The sequence below is a fragment of the Gordonia sp. GONU genome, from assembly GCF_024733855.1.
Classification (GTDB): Bacteria; Actinomycetota; Actinomycetes; order Mycobacteriales; family Mycobacteriaceae; genus Gordonia; species Gordonia amicalis.
This window is the reverse complement of record NZ_JANRHB010000030.1, coordinates 16864-32123: the sequence shown is the minus strand read 5'-3', so window position 1 is coordinate 32123 and position 15260 is coordinate 16864. Positions and strand designations below refer to the sequence as shown.

Here is a 15260-nt window from a genome sequence, read left to right as displayed (position 1 = left end):
TGTGCGCCGCGTGGTCTCGCTCCGCGAGTAGATTGGGCGCGAAACCGTCGAAAACGACGGCCATGCAACCGGACAGCGAGGTCACGGACATGTCCCAGGATTCGTGCTGCGACACACCGGCGAGCGGGGTCATGTGATGGCCGACGCGCAACAACGCGAGATCGCCGAACAACACACGGCGAAGGTCATCGGCGTCACCGTTGCCGCGGCCGTCGGCGGATTCCTCTTCGGCTTCGACAGTTCCGTGGTCAACGGCGCCGTCGACTCGATCGAATCGAATTTCGGTCTCGGCAAGCTCATGACGGGGTTCGCCGTCGCGATCGCACTGCTCGGTTGCGCCCTCGGCGCATGGTTCGCCGGGCGACTGGCCGACGTGTGGGGCCGCAAGCGGGTGATGCTGCTCGGTTCGGCATTGTTCACCATCTCGGCGATCGGCACCGCGTACACGCAGACGATTCCGGACCTGCTGCTCTGGCGCGTGCTCGGTGGCATCGGCATCGGTATCGCCTCGGTCATCGCCCCGGCCTACATCTCCGAGATCGCGCCCGCTCGTTATCGCGGCGCACTCGCATCGATGCAGCAACTGGCCATCACCATGGGTATCTTCGCCGCCCTGCTGTCGGATGCCGTTCTCGCCGACACTGCCGGCAGTGCGTCAAACGACCTCTGGTGGGGTCTGGAGGCCTGGCGATGGATGTTCCTCGTGGGTGTCGTACCCGCCGTCGTCTACGGCGTGCTCGCCCTGATGATCCCCGAGTCACCGCGATATCTGGTGGGCCGCAACCGCGATGAGGAAGCAGCCCGCATTCTCCAGGAGGTGACCGGAGAGAACAACCCGCTCGATCGGGTGAAGGAGATCAAGCTCACCGTCAAGCGTGAGTCCAAGTCGTCCATCAAGGACATCACCGGCCCGTCGTTCGGACTTCACCCGCTGGTGTGGGTCGGCATCTGGCTCGCGGTGTTCCAGCAGTTCGTCGGCATCAACGCGATCTTCTACTATTCGACGACGCTGTGGCAGTCGGTGGGATTCTCCGAGAGCGACTCGTTCAAGACATCAGTGATCACGGCGGTCATCAACGTGGCCATGACGTTCGTGGCGATCCTGTTCGTCGACCGCATCGGACGCCGGAAACTCCTCCTGGGCGGATCCGTGGGGATGTGCATCGGACTGCTCATGGCGTGTGTCGCGTTCACCCAGCAGATCGGTGAGGGCGAGAACGTCACACTTCCCGACCCGTGGGGTGTGATCGCGCTGATCGGCGCAAACCTGTTCGTCGTCGCCTTCGCCGCCACCTGGGGACCGGTCATGTGGGTGATGCTGGGGGAGATGTTCCCCAATCGGATCCGAGGTGTCGCTCTCGGCGTGTGCACCGCGGTGAACTGGATCGCCAACTTCACGATTTCGATGCTGTTCCCGCCGATGACCGAGGCCGTGGGACTCGGAATCATCTACGGCTTCTTCGCCTTCTGTGCCGCGGCATCGTTCGTCTACGTGTTCAAGAAGGTCGAGGAGACGAAGGGTCTGGAACTCGAGGACATGGACTCGGTCGCGGAATCCAGGCTGTCCCGGATCACCGCCGCCCGAGCCCCCGAACAGGCATGAGCGGAGGAGTACCGGTCCATGGCTGATCTGCGCGACCTCGACGTGCCGGTCGTCGCGGCACCGATGGCCGGCGGTCCGACGACCCCCGAACTGGTCATCGCCGCGAGCATGGCCGGGGGACTGGGCCAGCTGGCCGCGGGATACCTGACTCCCGAGCGCCTCGCGTCGGACATCGCCGCCGTCCGCGACGGGGGCACCGACACCTTCGGGGTGAACATCTTCGTCCCCGAGGCCGAACCGGTGAATCGGGACGCCGTGGCACGCTACCGCGATCGCCTCCTCGACTACGCCGCCTCTCTCGGCGTGGAACTGCCCGCCATCGAGGAACTCGGCGACGACGACGATCGGTTCGACGCCAAGATCGCGCTGATGTGCGACGAACGAATTCCCTTCGTCTCGTTCGCTTTCGGTTGCCCATCGGCCGACACCGTCGGCGAACTGCGACGCCATGGCTGCAACGTGGGCGTCACCGTCACCACCGAGGACGACGCGAGCAGGGCCGCCGAGGCCGGCGCCGACTGGCTGTGTGTGCAGGGACCCGACGCCGGCGGTCATCGGTCGGTGTTCGACCGTCGGACCGATCCGCCCACCCAACCGCTGGACGACCTCGTCCGGGCGGTGATTGCACGCGTCGATCTTCCTCTCGTGGCGGCGGGCGGTGTGTCGACCCGTGATCGAGCCGGCGAGGTGCGATCCCTCGGTCCGGTCGCGGTGCAGGTCGGCACCGTGCTGCTGCGCACCCACGAAGCCGGAACCAAGCCGGCGCACGCGGACGCGCTGGCCGATCCGGCGCGCACCGAAACGGTGGTGACCCGCGCATTCAGCGGACGCCCCGCACGGGCGCTGCGCAACCGCTTCACCGACGAGTTCTCCGACGCCGCGGTGGCCGAGTATCCGGCGGTCAACAAGCTCACCGGTGGCATCCGGCGCGCCGCCGCCACCGACCCCGACGGCATCAACCTCTGGGCCGGGAGCGGATTCCGCGACGCCGCCGTCGAGTCCGCGGCCGACACGATCCGCCGTCTCGGCTGACCCATGCCGCGGCAATCGCCGCGCCCCGGCGCCTAGACTCTGAGACGACGAGGGGACGCCATGAATGAGCCTGCGGTGCGTCTGTCGGCCGAACCAGACATTCGGAGTTCGCCCGACCAGCCGCGATCGATGACGAAACGATCCGATCTCTAGGACCTGCGATGGCCCGTCGGACAGTCACGCGACCAGCCGATCCCCCGTCCCGGGAGATCGCGGATGATCTGAGCGCGGCGGGCTTCACCAACGCTCGGATCGCGGGGCGTGGCGGGTTCGGGGTCGTCTACCGCTGTCTCCAACCTGCGCTCGACCGTGAGGTGGCGGTCAAGGTGCTGCGGGCCGGCCGCGACGAGACCGATCGCCTCCGGTTCCTCCGCGAACAGCAGGCGATGGGCCGTCTGTCGGGTCACCCCAACATCGTCCACATTCTCGAGGCCGGCGTGACGCGGTCGGGATTCCCGTACATCGTCATGCCCTTCCACGCCCGCGGCTCGCTGGACACGCGGCTCCGTCGCCGAGGGCCTTGCGAGGTCGACGAGGTCCTCGATGTCGGGATCAAGATCGCCGGCGCCCTGGAGACCTCCCATCGGGCCAGCGTTCTGCATCGAGATCTGAAACCCTCGAACATCCTTCTCACCGAGTACGGCCAACCACAGCTGACCGACTTCGGCATCGCCCGGCTCGCCGATCGCGACGACACCACCCGCGGACTGGTCCTCGGCACACCGGCCTACACCGCGCCGGAAGTGCTGCGCGGTGAGTCACCATCGGTGCTCTCCGACGTGTACGGGCTCGGCGCCGTACTGTTCGCGGCGCTGGCCGGCCGACCGGCGTACGGGCGTCGCAAGAACGAGGACCTGGTCGCCCAGCTGTTGCGGATCACCACCGAACCGATTCCGGACCTCCGAGCGCAAGGCATACCGGAGCCCCTGTGGACGGTCATCGCGCGGGCGATGGCCCCCACACCCGCAGACCGCTATGCGACGGCACGCGAGTTCGGTGAAGCCCTGCGGCAGGCCGGCCTCGAACTCGGATATCCCGTACCCGAGGTGCCGGTACCGCTGTTCGCCGACATCGACGGTCCCGCGCCGACCGAGTCCGACTCGTCCACGGACACCTCGGAGTACCCACACCTCGACACCCGCGCCGACGGATCGGATTCGGGGCGTCCGCCCGTCATCACCGCCAAGTACCGGCCGCCGGTCCTGGCCCACGCCACGGTTCCACGCACCCGGTTGCTCGCGCGGCTGACCACCGGCAATCGGGCACGGCTGATCCTGATCCACGGACCCGCGGGATACGGGAAGACCGTGCTGGCCGCCCAGTACGTCCAGGCAGCCGAGACCACCGGCGGAAAGACGGCGTGGTTGGCGATCGACGAGGACGACAACACACCCGCATGGTTTCTGTCGCACCTCGTCGACGCGATCAGCGTGACGTTTCCCGGCCTGGGGAATGAGCTCACCCGCACCTTGGAGGAGTACGGCGAAGGCGCCGAGCGCTACGTGCTGACCACGCTGATCAATCGCGCCCACACGACCGACGAGCACATCCGCATCGTCCTCGACGACTGGCATCGGATCACCAACCCGGCGAGCCGGGCGATCGCGCAGTTCCTGATCGACAACGGTTGCCACCACCTCCAGCTCGTCGTCACCAGCCGCACACGCCGATATCTGCCGCTCAGCAGTCTTCGAGTGAAGAACGAACTCATCGAAATCGACGCCGCGGCACTGCGTTTCGACATCGACGAGTCTCGCGAGCTACTCACCGGGGGAACCGGGCTGCCGATCGACGACACCGATGTCGCCGAGCTCGAGGAGACCACCGACGGCTGGGTGGCCGCCCTGCAGCTGGCGTCCCTGGCGCTGCGCGAGCACGACGATCCCCGCGCGGCGATCCGTCAGTTCTCGGCGAACCACCGCGAACTGGGGGAGTACCTCGCCGAGAACGTCCTCGACAGCCTCGACCCGGACCTCCTCGACTTCCTCCTGGCGACCTCGGTCAGCGAACGGATCTGTGCGTCGCTGGCGGCCGCGTTGACGGGCCGACGCCACACCCAGAGCATGCTCGAGGACATCGAGGAACGTGACCTGTTCCTCACCCGACTCGACCCCGAAGGACAGTGGTTCCGCTACCACAACCTGTTCGCCCACTTCCTGCGTCGTCGACTCGAACGGCAGGAGTCCGACAGATGCGACGATCTCCACCGGCGAGCAGCCGCGTGGTTCGCCGAGCGGCGCATGTTCAGCCCGGCCGTCGACCATTTCCTCGCCGCCGGCGATGAGTCCGAGGCGGTCGACCTGGTCGAACGCGAAGGCTACGACCTGCTCGAACAGTCCAAGATGAGCACCCTGCTCGGCCTCGCCGCCAAGCTCCCGGTGACAACGCGCAGGCAGCGACCGGATCTCCAGCTGGCGCTCGCCTGGGCGCACGCGCTTCTTCACCACCGGGCACCGGCGAACACGGCGCTCGCCTCCATCGATGCCGCACTCCCGGCCGGCGCCGGCCCCGATGGCGATGTCGCCGACATCCGCGCGGAGACCGGACTCATCCGTGCCTTGATGAATGTTCTCGACGATCAACTCGAGGGCGTCGACGAGGCCGTCGGGGCCTGCATGGTGCGCGCCGAGCGCCTGCGTCCGTGGGTTCTGTCCGGCGTCGCCGCTGTCGCATCGTTCCGCGAGATCCAACGGTTCGCCTACGACGAGGCCCGGGAATGGCAGCGCTGGGCACGTCCGCACCACCGCCGGACGAAAGGACCGTTCAGCGTCATCTACGGATACATCCTCGACGGCGTGGCGGCGCGGGAAAAACTGGACTTCGACGCCGCCGAGGCATCGTTCCGGCACGCGATGGGACTCGCTCGTGCCTCCGACGAGGACCGCTCCTACGGCTCCCGGCTCAGTGGCGCGCTCCTCGGGGAGTTGCTGTACGAACGCGGGAATGTGGACGAGGCCCAGCGGCTCCTCGACGACACCTACAACCTCGGCGCCGAGGGGGGCATCGTCGAGATCATGCTCGCCACCTATGTCGTCGGCGCACGCGCGAAACACGCTCTCGGGCAAGATGACCAGGCCGCCGAGCGGCTGGACGAGGGCGAACGGCTGGCACAGGCGCTGAATCTCCCGCGGTTGGCCGCCCACATCACGGCCGAACGCATCCGTTCGGGTATCGGTGCGTCAGCGCTGTCCGCAGATTCGTTCCCGGCCGAGATGCCGCACGACCTTCCGGACGGAATCGTTCAGTTCACCGCCGAGAAGACCGAGGAGGCAGCCATCCGCGCACTCCTGGCCGTCGGTACCACCGACACCCGGAACGCCGCGTGCCGACGGGCACGCGCCCTGGCCGGGTCGATCGACGAGACGACCCGGCCGAGAGCGGAGCTCGACGCCCGGCTGCTCCTGGCCGAATGTCTGGCCGCGAGCGGGTCCCTCGCCGAGGCGGAGGAACTGCTTCTCCCGATCCTCGATCGCTGTGCCCGTCTGGGTCTCGTGCAACCCGTGCTCGATGCGGGATCCGGTGTCCAACACATCGTCCGAAGACTGGGTACAACCGCTCGCGGGGACGTGGACCCGGTGGTCGTCCCGTTCCTGGACAGACTGCACACGTCGCCCCTCACGGAGTGAAGATCGAGTTGCCCGGTGTCGTCGGCACACAGCAGCTGACCGCGAGCCGTGGACGACCGTCAGCGCCTGCCGGGTTCGTCGCTGTCGTTGACGCGTCGCCCGATCGCTGACACCTGACGCAACTGCGCACGGGTCACGCGGTCGACGACGAGCCGACGCACATTGGCGACATAACCGGGCGCAGTAGCCACGACCTTCTCCCAACCCGCTTCTGTCAGAACCGCATTCGTGAAGCGACCGTCCTCCGGGCACTGATGGCGGCGCACCCATTCTCGTTTCTCCAGCCGACCCACGACATGGGAGAGACGCGACAGGGAACCATAGGACATCTCGGCGAGCTCACTCATCCGCAACGTACGGTCGGGCGCTTCGGACAACGCGGAGAGGACCTCGTATTCGAAGTGGGTGAGCTGCGCATCCCGGAGCAGCTGAGCGTCGAGCGCATGGGGGAGCCGAGCCAGCGCCGTGGCCACCTGAATCCAGGCGTCCATCTCCTCGTCGTCGAGCCATCTGGGCTCCTGCTCACCGGACATTCGCGCAGTCTATCCGATCTCCATTACTTGAAGCTTCACTTGACTCATCAACTCATTGGTCCTAGGTTCATCAATTGACACATCAAGTGAATCCTCGAGCTCAAGGCGGTTTTCCATGTCCAGTCCCATCGTCCGCAGCGTGGGAATCCTCCTCGCACGCGTCGCATTCGGCGCCGTTTTCCTGGCCCATGGCCTGCAGAAGTTCCAGCAGAACGGGTGGGCCGGCCCCAAAGCCGGGTTCGAGATGATGGACGTTCCACTGCCCGCGATCTCGGCGTTCCTCGTCACCTGGCTCGAGATCCTCGGCGGTATCGCTCTGATCGCCGGTCTGCTCACCCCGGTCGTCGGCCTGCTGTTCTTCCTCGACATGCTGGGCGCGCTGTTCATCGCCCACATCGACAACGGCATCTGGGCCTCCGACGGCGGCTATGAACTCGTGCTGGCACTCGGCGCCGGCGCGCTTCTGCTGGCCGTGGTCGGCGCAGGCCGTCTCAGCATCGACGCGATCCTCGGCACCAAGGCACCCTGGCTCGCCGTCGACGGCAACCGTCCGGCGACGACGGTCGGCTCCGCCAACTGACCGCACACACACCCGTTTTCGGACCCGCAGCCCAGGCTGCGGGTCCGAGCGGTTGGCGGGGTAGATTTCGCGCGAAGTCCCTCAACCGTCGAAGGAACCCCATTGCCCTGGATCCTCCTCATCGGCGCGATCGTGTCCGAGGTCGCCGCGACGTTGTCTCTCAAAGGCTCGGAATCACTCCCGGTCCTCTACCTCGTGGTGGTCGTCGGCTACGCGACGGCCTTCATGCTGCTGGCCGCAGTCCTGAAGCGGGGGATGGGGATCGGCGTCGCGTACGGCGTGTGGTCGGCGGCCGGCGTCGCCCTGACGGCGGTGCTCGCCGCCCTGATCTTCGATGAGGCGTTCAGTCCCGTCATGGCGGTGGGGATCGTGTGCATCATGATCGGCGTCGTGCTCGTCGAATCCGGGTCCTCGTCCCACGCACCGGTCGCCGCGATGATCGACGAGGCCTGAACGTGGGGTACGTCTTCGTCATCCTGGCGATCGTGGCGGAGGTCAGTGCCACGCTCGCACTCCGCGTGGCCACCGACGGGCGACCGCGGTTCTACGGGATCGTGGTGGTCGGCTATCTCACCGCCTTCGTCGCACTGACAGTCGCACTTCGTCAGGGAATCCCGCTCGGCGTCGCCTATGGGATCTGGGCGGCGGCCGGCGTGGCGGCGACCGCCATCGCAGCCCACTTCCTGTTCCGGGAAAGACTCACCCCCCGGGTGCTGGCCGGCATCGGAGTCATCGTCGTGGGAGTGCTGCTCGTCGAGCTGGGCGCTGTGCACTGAGACCTACCGGACAGGTCAACCGACCAACTCACCCGAGCAACTCACCCGACGCCTCATACCATGCCGCGATCGACATGCCTCGGTCATCCGTGACCGTGATCATTTCGACCTGCGCTTATCCTGAGGGACGTGACCCCCACCGTAGGTAGTTCCGTGCCGTCGGGACGTATTCGCAGCACCGCATACGCGTCGAAGGTGATGTCCGCCGACGACGCAGTGCAGTTCATCCAGCCCGACGACACCGTGGCGATCAGCGGATTTGCCAGTGCCGGAACACCGAAGGTGATCATCCCCGCCCTCGCGGACAAGATCAGGGGAGCCCGGGCGACAGGTTCGAATTTCACCATCAACCTGCTGACCGGCGCCTCGGTCTCGACCGAGACCGAACGCCTCCTCACCGAGGTCGACGGCATCGCACTGCGGATGCCGTACCAGTCGGAGGCCACCGCCCGTAAACGCATCAACGACGGTCGGATGGACTACGTCGACATACACCTGTCCCACGTGGCCCAGCAGGTGTGGGTGGGCTACTACGGCAAAGTCGACGTCGCCGTCGTCGAGGTTGCCGGAATCACCGAATCGGGGGAGCTGATTCCGTCCGCGTCCATCGGCAACAACAAGACCTGGCTCGACGTGGCCGAGAAGGTCATCCTCGAGGTCAACTCGTGGGTACCCGCGGGCGTCGAGGGAATGCACGACGTGTACTACGGCACGGCACTTCCGCCCAACCGCAAGCCGATCCCGCTGACCCGCGTACAGGACCGGATCGGCCAGCCGACCTTCCGGGTCGACCCGGCCAAGGTCGTCGCCGTCGTGGAGACCGACCACCGCGACAGCGCCAGCCCCGTGACCCCGCCCGACGCCATCAGTGAGGCGATCGCCGGTCACGTCCTCGACTTCTTCGACTACGAGGTCCGCAACGGCCGGCTACCCGCCGACACGCTGCTTCCTCTGCAAGCAGGTATCGGCAACGTCGCCAACGCCGTGCTCGGCGGTCTGGACCGCGGCCCCTACAAGGGACTGACCTGCTATTCCGAGGTCATCCAGGACAGCATGCTGCGGCTGATCAAGGACGGGACCGTCTCACACGCGTCGTCGACCGCACTGGCACTGAGCGAGGCGGGTATCGAGGAACTGACGTCCAACATCGACTTCTACCGGAACCACATCACCCTGCGTCCGCAGGAGATCAGCAACCATCCCGAGGTCGTCCGCCGTCTCGGTGTGATCGCGATGAACGGCATGCTCGAGGCCGACATCTACGGCAACGTGAACTCGACGCACGTGATGGGCACCAGGATCATGAACGGCATCGGCGGGTCGGGTGACTTCGCCCGCAACGGTTATGTGTCGTTGTTCCTGAGTCCGTCGACGGCCCGCGACGGCGCGATCTCGTCGATCGTGCCGATGACGCCACACGTCGACCACACCGAACACGACTGCCAGGTGATCGTCACCGAACACGGGTTGGCCGACCTACGTGGCCTGTCGCCGCGACGCCGCGCGCCCCTGATCATCGAGAAATGTGCGCACCCGGAGTTCCGGCCGATGCTGAACGATTACTTCGTCCGCGCCGAGGCGATGCCGGCCGCCGGCCAGACCCCGCACATCCTCGGTGAGGCGTTCAGCTTCCATCAGCGGTACCTGGAGACCGGCTCCATGCGCTGAGGACTCAGCGCGAATCGTCTCCACCCTGACCACCCGGGGCGTCCTCCCCGTTCGTGCGGTCCTCGCGTGGGTTGTCGAAAGTCACGTCGATCGCCTGAAACCCCTTGTTCCGCTGCGCCCTGACCTGCGCCGAGTAGGCGGCCTCGTCGCCTTCGGTGAGGATGACGTTGTCGGTGAACGGTGTCAGCAGCGATCGCGGATACAGGTGATCCACTCGTACGGAATTGGCTTCGAGGCAGAACACCAGCACGATCGAGGTCACATAGAGAAACGCGAGCAGCCCGAGAACGATGGCGAAGACGCCGTTGGTGGAGCTCGCGTTGGCGATGACGCGTGCGACGTACACCGCGCCGAAGGTCTGGATCGCCTGCCAGCACGCCGCGGCCGCCAGCGCACCGGGTAGGACGTCGCGCACCGACAGGGCTCGAGCGGTACCGAAACGGAACGCCACGATGAAGACGGACGTGCTCAGCACGACAGAGCCGAGAATCGCGAACCAGCGTCCGACGACGCCCAGCTCGATACCGGCGGCGAGGCCGTTGACAACGGTCAGTCCGATGACGGCGAGGCCGACCGTCGACAGCAGCACCAGGCCGCGCAGACGCACGAAGATCGGGTCCGGTCGTTCGTTGCGTGGCACTGCCCAGATCGTGTTCATCGCATTCTGGGCCGCGACGGCGACACCCAGACCGCCGTACAGCGAGACGAGCACACCGATCACGAGGGCCGGGATCCCGCCGCTGAGCTTCTCGGGCTCTCCGAGCTGGCTCCCGATGACCGGGATCTGACTCATCGCCGAGTCCAGGATCCGCTCCTGCAGTTCCGGATTGTCGGCGAGCACGATGCCCAGGATCGTCGAGAACAACAACAGCAGCGGGAACAGGGAGATGAACGCGTAATAGGTGCAGAGTGCTGCCAGGTACGCGCCCTGATCGTCGACGAACTTGTAGATCACCGCCAGTGGGAACCCGGTCGCCGGATGACGTCGCTGGAAGTCGTCGATCCGTTCCGACAGCGACACCCGATCACCTTCTGCTCGTCGTCCGCCCGGTCGTGCTGGCACCGCCCGATCGGCGGGTCCGCTGACTGTATCCCGTGAGACGCCCGATCCCCGGTAGCCCGGTCCGTTGGTCGGCGAATCCGATCTGCGCCTCAGTGAAACGGATCCGCGGACGGCACACCGAGTGCGCGAAACGGACCTCCGAGTCGCCAGTAGGCGAGTCCGACGATCCCGTGGGGAAAGAAGCGGCAGGTGGTGGTCACCTCGGTACGTGGGGAATCGCCACCGAGGTCGCGCAACGCGTATTCGATGAACCCGTTCCCGCGTGAGTCCTCGCTCACCCGAACGCGCAGGAACTCGGGACGCTTCTCGCCGACCACCTGCCCGCGCCGCTCGAGGGAATCCCAGATCTCGTCGGCGGATCCGTTCTCGACGGTCGTCGTACTCGTCTCGAACACCTCTTCTCCGGCCCAGTCGGGGTCGGTCGGGATCGGTTCGGAAGCAGGCACATCCGCGGCGGCCTTCGCCCACGTCGCCGGTGCGGCACCACGTTCGGCCCGGTTCAGTGTCTCGGCGACTGCGCGGCTGTACGGCGTCAACCCGCCCGGTGGGCGGGGGATGATCGAGTCGATGTCGCGGTTTCGGCAGACGGCGTCGCATTCCAGCGACTCGATCAGCGGCCGGGCGATCTTTCCCCGGATAGGTGTCACGAAGCGGACCCAACGACTCGCCACCGACGGTGTGAGGAACGGAAGGACGACCATCGTCCGCGGGCGGAGCCCGGCGACCTGTGCGTAGATCCGCATCATGTCGCCGTACTCCAGCACATCCGGTCCGCCGATGTCCCAGGTTCGAGACGACGGGACCTCCGCGGTCGCGGCCTCGACGAGGTAGTGCATCGCGTCGGAGACGGCAATGGGCTGGATCTTGTTGCTGACCCACCGCGGTGTCGTCATCGCCGGCAACCGCTCGGTGAGGTGGCGGATGAGTTCGAACGACGCCGATCCGGACCCGATGAGGGTTCCGGCCTGCAGCGCGACGGCTTCGACCGGCGACTCGATGAGGATGTCGCCGACCTCGGCCCGCGATGCCAGGTGTTCGGACAGTTCGGTTCCCTCTGGATGCAACCCACCCAGATAGACGATCCGGGACACGCCGCACTCCTGTGCAGCTGCCACCACGTTCTCAGCAGAGCGTCGCTCTTCGGTTGCGAAGTCTGCGTCGGTGCTCATCGAATGAACCAGGTGATAGACGACGTCGACGCCGTCGAAGGCCGCCACCAGTGAGTCACGGTCCGACAGGTCACCCTGGACGACCTCTGCACGCGGGTCGGCCGTCCACGGCGCGTCGGCCAGCTTCGACGGTGTCCGGGCCAGCGCACGGACACGGTGACCGCGGTCGAGCAATCGGGGTGCCAGCCGGCCCCCGACGTAGCCGGTCGCTCCGGTGACCAGACAGGTTCGCGTGTCGTTCACATGACTCCTCTGTGTGCCTTCGGGCGTTACCCCTCAGGCTAGGAGCGGAAACCTCGACGCCGGGCCCGTCGCCAGGTGTTGGTGCCGGATCGTTCCCTCTGGCCACAGGTCGGTAACGCCGGACGGCGTCGCGTCGCATCGTCAGTCGTCCTGCGCAAGGGGCGAATTGACGAACCAGAGGCTCTCTTCGTGCAGGCGTTCGCTCCGCCAGCCCGTTTCGGTGCGCACCATCGAGTGGTGATAGTTCCCGCCGCACGTGCTGAGTTCGGTCATCCCCACGAACTGCATGGGGTTGTAGAACATCGCGCGGACCTGGGCGCGGTCGCCCTCGAAGGAGTATTCGATGTTGGTGATGAAGTGTTGGCTGACCGTGACGAATGCGAAGCTCTCCTCCAGCCACGCGGCGATCTCGTCGCGGCTTCCCGATCGACCGGCGGGCGCCGAGGAATAGTCGACCGTGGCGTCGGCAGTGAACACCGAGCGCCACAGATCCCAGTCCTTCGTGTCGACCGCGCGGGCATATCTGTACAGCGTGTCGGCGATCTCGAACCGGTCGGCGATCTCTGAGGTGTTCACGGCTCTCCGTTTCTGTGCGCACCGCCACGGGCGATGCGAGGTCGTGGTCAGTGGTTCGGACGGAAGCCGATCCGCGGTGGGGCAGAGGCACTTCGGTCGTCGGCCCGGCCAATCTGCCACCAGGTCAGACATCTCGAACCAATCGACGGGCGACGGCCGTTCCACCACGTCATGGCCGCACCCTGCCGACTATAGACACCTCCAGACTCCCGTCAGGGAGTTCGGCGCAACGTTCCAGGGACAGGCTTCATGGATTTCATCGTGAGGACCCGAGTTACACAGTGCTGGAGAACGTTTCGCAATAGGTACGCCGCTTCGCTCGATCGTCACCGTTCGGCCGGCGATGGAAGATCAGGGTTGCAGCAGTTCCCGCACCACCCGCAGGTCGGCGACGAACTCGTCGAAGGCCCGGTCACGTTTGTCCGACGGTCCGCGCAGGATCGACGACGGGTGGACGGTCGCCAGCACGTCCACGGCGTAGTTAGGTCCGACATCACCGTCGGCGGCCAGATCGAATCGTTCGCCCCGGTGCCGGGTCAGCCGGAACGTGCTCCCGAGCAACGCCTGGGCCGCGGTCGCGCCGAGGCACACCACGATTCGGGGTGCGACGGCGTCGAGTTCGGCCAGCAACCACGGTCGGCACGCCACCACTTCGGTTCGCGACGGCTTGTCGTGGATTCGACGTTTCTGGCCGGCCGCGCGCGTGAACTTGAAATGCTTCACCGCATTGGTGACGTAGGTGAGTTCGCGATCGATCTCGGCGGCGTCCAAGGCACGATCGAACACCCGTCCCGCCGGACCGACGAACGGTTTGCCCGCCCGATCCTCCTGATCCCCGGGTTGTTCGCCGACGAACATGATCGTCGAACCCGGAGATCCGGCTCCGAAGACGGTCTGATCAGCCGCCTTGTAGAGGTCGCAGCCGCGGCACGTGCGGGCGGCCTCGACCAGGTCGTCGAGATCGTGCGAGTCCGGCAGGAACCGTTCTGCCCCAGGGAATGCCATGACGTTCCTTCCGGCGGCTGTGCGAACGAAAGTGGACATACCCGGAGGCGTAGGACATCACACCTCGGTCATCGCACCTCGGTCACCGCGCGGGCAGGGCGGCTGCCTTGCCGTTCAGCCAGGACAGGGCCGCGAGCTCGGAGGTCAATCCGATCCCGTGTCCGAGGAAGGTCCCCGGCAACACCAGCGGGAGATTCATCGTCTCGACGGTGACGTCCGCACCCTGTGCACGCCAGGACCGCACCATCCGATCGGTACCGCGCGCATCGACCACGTCGTCGCCACGGTTCTGACTCACCAGGATCGGCATCCGCGGCGCGACACGGCCCAGACGCTGGTCGTTCACCGCCGTCCGCCACGGCTCCTTGCGCAGATGGGTGGCGATGGGACGGCCATCCCTGGTGTAGAAGGTCGTGGGCACGAACGGATTCATCCGGAGCACATCGAACACACAGTACGAGTTGACCTGTCGCAGAACGTTCCGGCCGAGGGGGTTGAACACGGAGAGGAACTCCGCACGTCGTTCGGGGTAGGCGGCCATGAAGCCGTTGACCACCCAGCCGACACCACCCCCGAGAAGGCTCCCGTCCCCGAGTCGTGCCAGATCTGCCAGATCCGGTGCCGGGGCACCGGCGAAGGCGCCGAAGATCGGGAGTTCGGGAGCGTACGACCCGGCGAGTTCGGCGGCGGAGCCGGCCGCGAAGCCTCCCTCTGAGTAGCCCCACAACGCGACCGGGGCCTGGGCGCTCACCCCGAACTTCGGGTTGCGTGCCACACGCGCCATGTCCAGCATCGACGTCCCCAGCGACCTGCGGTTGAGGTAGGGGTGATCACCGGGCGTGCCGAGTCCCTCGTAGTCGGTCAGCGCCACCGCATAACCGTTCGCGAGGAGCGCCCCGATCGCGAGCTCCTCGTACGCCTGCCCGTACCGCAACAGTCGCGAGGGCGCGCATTGATCGCCGGCACCGATGGTCCCGGACCCCACCACCACGACCGGACGCTCGCCGCGTCCGGTCCAGGGCGATCGGGGGACGAGGACACTGCCGGTCACGGCAGTCGGACGGTTCCGCGCGCCGGTACTCGCGTACATCACCGTGGTGGTCCGGGCGTCGATGTTCGCGCCGGTGAACGGGATGATCGCCGCGTACGACGGCGCCGACCGGATCAGCGATCCGGGGCGGGTGTCGAAGGCCGGTGGCGGGTCGTAGAAGCCGGGGTAGGGGTCGGCGGCCACCTGGCCGGCACCGCCGAATGCCAACGCGGAGGCCGCCGTGCACGCTGTCAGCACGGAGCGCAAGCGTCGACGCCGTGTCGGGAAACGCCTGTGATCGCGCGTCAGGACGCGGATGTGAGTGCGCGAGAAACTGCGTGGTCGACCCCCGATGG

13 protein-coding genes are annotated in these 15260 nt (G+C 66.6%); 7 read left to right on the top strand and 6 right to left on the bottom strand.

Annotation, left to right across the window (positions count from 1 at the left end):
* The first annotated feature begins 136 nt into the window (after positions 1-136).
* From NWF34_RS20185 to NWF34_RS20175, 3 genes are all read left to right on the top strand, one after another.
* Positions 137-1603 (top strand): sugar porter family MFS transporter, encoded by a 1467-nt coding sequence (locus tag NWF34_RS20185; protein ID WP_159405094.1) that lies wholly within the window; start codon positions 137-139, stop codon positions 1601-1603.
* Between the two features lie 18 nt (positions 1604-1621).
* Positions 1622-2635 (top strand): nitronate monooxygenase family protein, encoded by a 1014-nt coding sequence (locus NWF34_RS20180; RefSeq protein ID WP_258325938.1) that lies wholly within the window; start codon positions 1622-1624, stop codon positions 2633-2635.
* 161 nt (positions 2636-2796) lie between these two features.
* Entirely contained in the window at positions 2797-6261 is a 3465-nt protein-coding gene (locus tag NWF34_RS20175) for a serine/threonine-protein kinase (RefSeq protein ID WP_258325937.1), read from the top strand.
* Between the two features lie 59 nt (positions 6262-6320).
* Here the strand turns inward: NWF34_RS20175 and NWF34_RS20170 are convergent, their stop codons facing one another.
* On the bottom strand, positions 6321-6794 hold the full coding sequence (locus NWF34_RS20170) for a MarR family winged helix-turn-helix transcriptional regulator (RefSeq protein WP_258325936.1): 474 nt from the start codon (positions 6792-6794) through the stop codon (positions 6321-6323).
* Between the two features lie 115 nt (positions 6795-6909).
* Between NWF34_RS20170 and NWF34_RS20165 the strand changes: the two genes are divergently transcribed.
* The 4 genes from NWF34_RS20165 to NWF34_RS20150 all read left to right on the top strand — a co-directional run bounded on the left by NWF34_RS20165 (position 6910) and on the right by NWF34_RS20150 (position 9818).
* Complete coding sequence (locus NWF34_RS20165; protein ID WP_258325935.1) at positions 6910-7374, top strand: DoxX family protein; 465 nt, start codon at positions 6910-6912, stop codon at positions 7372-7374.
* Positions 7375-7476: 102 nt separating this feature from the next.
* Positions 7477-7827 carry a multidrug efflux SMR transporter gene (locus NWF34_RS20160; RefSeq protein ID WP_258325934.1) on the top strand — a complete coding sequence of 117 codons (351 nt, stop codon included), beginning with the start codon at positions 7477-7479 and terminating at the stop codon, positions 7825-7827.
* Positions 7828-7829: 2 nt separating this feature from the next.
* On the top strand, positions 7830-8150 hold the full coding sequence (locus NWF34_RS20155; protein WP_258325933.1) for a multidrug efflux SMR transporter: 321 nt from the start codon (positions 7830-7832) through the stop codon (positions 8148-8150).
* A 153-nt stretch (positions 8151-8303) separates the two neighbouring features.
* Entirely contained in the window at positions 8304-9818 is a 1515-nt protein-coding gene (locus tag NWF34_RS20150; protein ID WP_024499252.1) for an acetyl-CoA hydrolase/transferase family protein, read from the top strand.
* A 4-nt stretch (positions 9819-9822) separates the two neighbouring features.
* On the opposite strand, the gene NWF34_RS20145 is transcribed toward NWF34_RS20150, so the two are convergent.
* The 5 genes from NWF34_RS20145 to NWF34_RS20125 all read right to left on the bottom strand — a co-directional run bounded on the left by NWF34_RS20145 (position 9823) and on the right by NWF34_RS20125 (position 15162).
* Positions 9823-10839 (bottom strand): YihY/virulence factor BrkB family protein, encoded by a 1017-nt coding sequence (locus tag NWF34_RS20145; protein WP_024499253.1) that lies wholly within the window; start codon positions 10837-10839, stop codon positions 9823-9825.
* A 131-nt stretch (positions 10840-10970) separates the two neighbouring features.
* Positions 10971-12293 carry an NAD(P)H-binding protein gene (locus NWF34_RS20140; RefSeq protein ID WP_191834954.1) on the bottom strand — a complete coding sequence of 441 codons (1323 nt, stop codon included), beginning with the start codon at positions 12291-12293 and terminating at the stop codon, positions 10971-10973.
* A 141-nt stretch (positions 12294-12434) separates the two neighbouring features.
* Positions 12435-12869 carry a nuclear transport factor 2 family protein gene (locus NWF34_RS20135; RefSeq protein ID WP_191834953.1) on the bottom strand — a complete coding sequence of 145 codons (435 nt, stop codon included), beginning with the start codon at positions 12867-12869 and terminating at the stop codon, positions 12435-12437.
* A 351-nt stretch (positions 12870-13220) separates the two neighbouring features.
* Positions 13221-13874 carry a UdgX family uracil-DNA binding protein gene (locus NWF34_RS20130; RefSeq protein ID WP_191834952.1) on the bottom strand — a complete coding sequence of 218 codons (654 nt, stop codon included), beginning with the start codon at positions 13872-13874 and terminating at the stop codon, positions 13221-13223.
* A gap of 82 nt (positions 13875-13956) precedes the next feature.
* The gene (locus NWF34_RS20125; protein WP_258325932.1) at positions 13957-15162 is read right to left on the bottom strand and encodes a lipase family protein; all 1206 of its coding nucleotides are present in this window, start codon (positions 15160-15162) and stop codon (positions 13957-13959) included.
* Positions 15163-15260: the final 98 nt, after the last annotated feature.

Excerpts from the sequence above, each read along its gene's own strand:
- NWF34_RS20185 (WP_159405094.1), top strand. The coding sequence starts at position 137 with ATGGCCGACGCGCAACAACGCGAGATCGCCGAACAACACACGGCGAAG.
- NWF34_RS20170 (WP_258325936.1), bottom strand. The coding sequence starts at position 6,794 with ATGTCCGGTGAGCAGGAGCCCAGATGGCTCGACGACGAGGAGATGGAC.
- NWF34_RS20165 (WP_258325935.1), top strand. The coding sequence starts at position 6,910 with ATGTCCAGTCCCATCGTCCGCAGCGTGGGAATCCTCCTCGCACGCGTC.
- NWF34_RS20175 (WP_258325937.1), top strand. The coding sequence starts at position 2,797 with ATGGCCCGTCGGACAGTCACGCGACCAGCCGATCCCCCGTCCCGGGAG.
- NWF34_RS20180 (WP_258325938.1), top strand. The coding sequence starts at position 1,622 with ATGGCTGATCTGCGCGACCTCGACGTGCCGGTCGTCGCGGCACCGATG.
- NWF34_RS20130 (WP_191834952.1), bottom strand. The coding sequence starts at position 13,874 with ATGGCATTCCCTGGGGCAGAACGGTTCCTGCCGGACTCGCACGATCTC.